2 rRNA genes are annotated in these 3,217 nt (G+C 51.5%); both read left to right on the forward strand.

From position 1 onward, the window contains the following. Positions 1 to 55 precede the first annotated feature (55 nt). Positions 56 to 2,949, forward strand: a 23S ribosomal RNA gene (locus HX811_RS29270). Positions 2,950 to 3,099: 150 nt separating this feature from the next. After that, positions 3,100 to 3,215, forward strand: a 5S ribosomal RNA gene (rrf, locus tag HX811_RS29275). Positions 3,216 to 3,217 lie beyond the last annotated feature (2 nt).

Consider the following 3,217-nt stretch of genomic DNA (forward strand, 5'->3'; position numbering starts at 1 on the left):
CGAATTTTCGGCGAATGTCGTCTTCACAGTATAACCAGATTGCTTGGGGTTATATGGTCAAGTGAAGAAGCGCATACGGTGGATGCCTTGGCAGTCAGAGGCGATGAAAGACGTGGTAGCCTGCGAAAAGCTTCGGGGAGTCGGCAAACAGACTTTGATCCGGAGATGTCTGAATGGGGGAACCCAACCATCATAAGATGGTTACCTTACACTGAATACATAGGTGTATGGAGCGAACCAGGGGAACTGAAACATCTAAGTACCCTGAGGAAAAGAAATCAACCGAGATTCCCTTAGTAGTGGCGAGCGAACGGGGACTAGCCCTTAAGTGGCTTTGAGATTAGCGGAACGCTCTGGAAAGTGCGGCCATAGTGGGTGATAGCCCTGTACGCGAAAATCTCTTAGTCATGAAATCGAGTAGGACGGAGCACGAGAAACTTTGTCTGAATATGGGGGGACCATCCTCCAAGGCTAAATACTACTGACTGACCGATAGTGAACTAGTACCGTGAGGGAAAGGCGAAAAGAACCCCGGAGAGGGGAGTGAAATAGATCCTGAAACCGTATGCGTACAAGCAGTGGGAGCAGACTTTGTTCTGTGACTGCGTACCTTTTGTATAATGGGTCAGCGACTTATTTTCAGTGGCGAGCTTAACCGAATAGGGGAGGCGTAGCGAAAGCGAGTCTTAATAGGGCGTCTAGTCGCTGGGAATAGACCCGAAACCGGGCGATCTATCCATGGGCAGGTTGAAGGTTGGGTAACACTAACTGGAGGACCGAACCGACTACCGTTGAAAAGTTAGCGGATGACCTGTGGATCGGAGTGAAAGGCTAATCAAGCTCGGAGATAGCTGGTTCTCCTCGAAAGCTATTTAGGTAGCGCCTCATGTATCACTGTAGGGGGTAGAGCACTGTTTCGGCTAGGGGGTCATCCCGACTTACCAAACCGATGCAAACTCCGAATACCTACAAGTGCCGAGCATGGGAGACACACGGCGGGTGCTAACGTCCGTCGTGAAAAGGGAAACAACCCAGACCGTCAGCTAAGGTCCCAAAGTTATGGTTAAGTGGGAAACGATGTGGGAAGGCTTAGACAGCTAGGAGGTTGGCTTAGAAGCAGCCACCCTTTAAAGAAAGCGTAATAGCTCACTAGTCGAGTCGGCCTGCGCGGAAGATGTAACGGGGCTCAAACCATACACCGAAGCTACGGGTATCACCTTCGGGTGATGCGGTAGAGGAGCGTTCTGTAAGCCTGTGAAGGTGAGTTGAGAAGCTTGCTGGAGGTATCAGAAGTGCGAATGCTGACATGAGTAACGATAATGGGTGTGAAAAACACCCACGCCGAAAGACCAAGGTTTCCTGCGCAACGTTAATCGACGCAGGGTTAGTCGGTCCCTAAGGCGAGGCTGAAAAGCGTAGTCGATGGAAAACAGGTTAATATTCCTGTACTTCTGGTTATTGCGATGGAGGGACGGAGAAGGCTAGGCCAGCTTGGCGTTGGTTGTCCAAGTTTAAGGTGGTAGGCTGGAATCTTAGGTAAATCCGGGATTCTAAGGCCGAGAGCTGATGACGAGTTATCTTTTAGATGACGAAGTGGTTGATGCCATGCTTCCAAGAAAAGCTTCTAAGCTTCAGGTAACCAGGAACCGTACCCCAAACCGACACAGGTGGTTGGGTAGAGAATACCAAGGCGCTTGAGAGAACTCGGGTGAAGGAACTAGGCAAAATGGCACCGTAACTTCGGGAGAAGGTGCGCCGGTGAGGGTGAAGGACTTGCTCCGTAAGCTCATGCCGGTCGAAGATACCAGGCCGCTGCGACTGTTTATTAAAAACACAGCACTCTGCAAACACGAAAGTGGACGTATAGGGTGTGACGCCTGCCCGGTGCCGGAAGGTTAATTGATGGGGTTAGCTAACGCGAAGCTCTTGATCGAAGCCCCGGTAAACGGCGGCCGTAACTATAACGGTCCTAAGGTAGCGAAATTCCTTGTCGGGTAAGTTCCGACCTGCACGAATGGCGTAACGATGGCGGCGCTGTCTCCACCCGAGACTCAGTGAAATTGAAATCGCTGTGAAGATGCAGTGTATCCGCGGCTAGACGGAAAGACCCCGTGAACCTTTACTATAGCTTTGCACTGGACTTTGAATTTGCTTGTGTAGGATAGGTGGGAGGCTTTGAAGCGTGGACGCCAGTTCGCGTGGAGCCAACCTTGAAATACCACCCTGGCAACTTTGAGGTTCTAACTCAGGTCCGTTATCCGGATCGAGGACAGTGTATGGTGGGTAGTTTGACTGGGGCGGTCTCCTCCTAAAGAGTAACGGAGGAGTACGAAGGTGCGCTCAGACCGGTCGGAAATCGGTCGTAGAGTATAAAGGCAAAAGCGCGCTTGACTGCGAGACAGACACGTCGAGCAGGTACGAAAGTAGGTCTTAGTGATCCGGTGGTTCTGTATGGAAGGGCCATCGCTCAACGGATAAAAGGTACTCCGGGGATAACAGGCTGATACCGCCCAAGAGTTCATATCGACGGCGGTGTTTGGCACCTCGATGTCGGCTCATCACATCCTGGGGCTGAAGCCGGTCCCAAGGGTATGGCTGTTCGCCATTTAAAGTGGTACGCGAGCTGGGTTTAGAACGTCGTGAGACAGTTCGGTCCCTATCTGCCGTGGACGTTTGAGATTTGAGAGGGGCTGCTCCTAGTACGAGAGGACCGGAGTGGACGAACCTCTGGTGTTCCGGTTGTCACGCCAGTGGCATTGCCGGGTAGCTATGTTCGGAATAGATAACCGCTGAAAGCATCTAAGCGGGAAACTAGCCTCAAGATGAGATCTCACTGGAACCTTGAGTTCCCTGAAGGGCCGTCGAAGACTACGACGTTGATAGGTTGGGTGTGTAAGCGCTGTGAGGCGTTGAGCTAACCAATACTAATTGCCCGTGAGGCTTGACCATATAACACCCAAGCAATTTGCGTCGAAGAGACCAGATTGCGGTGTGTGAAGACGAAACGAACCGAAAGTTCGAGATCTTGCAAACACCTGGCTATCACATACCCAATTTGCTGAAGCGAGGCCAACTGGCCACGACTCAGTACCCGAATTTCTTGACGACCATAGAGCATTGGAACCACCTGATCCCATCCCGAACTCAGCAGTGAAACGATGCATCGCCGATGGTAGTGTGGGGTTTCCCCATGTGAGAGTAGGTCATCGTCAAGATT

Origin of the sequence: Pseudomonas sp. F8002 (assembly GCF_013385495.1) — a bacterium.
In the GTDB taxonomy this organism is placed as follows: domain Bacteria; phylum Pseudomonadota; class Gammaproteobacteria; order Pseudomonadales; family Pseudomonadaceae; genus Aquipseudomonas.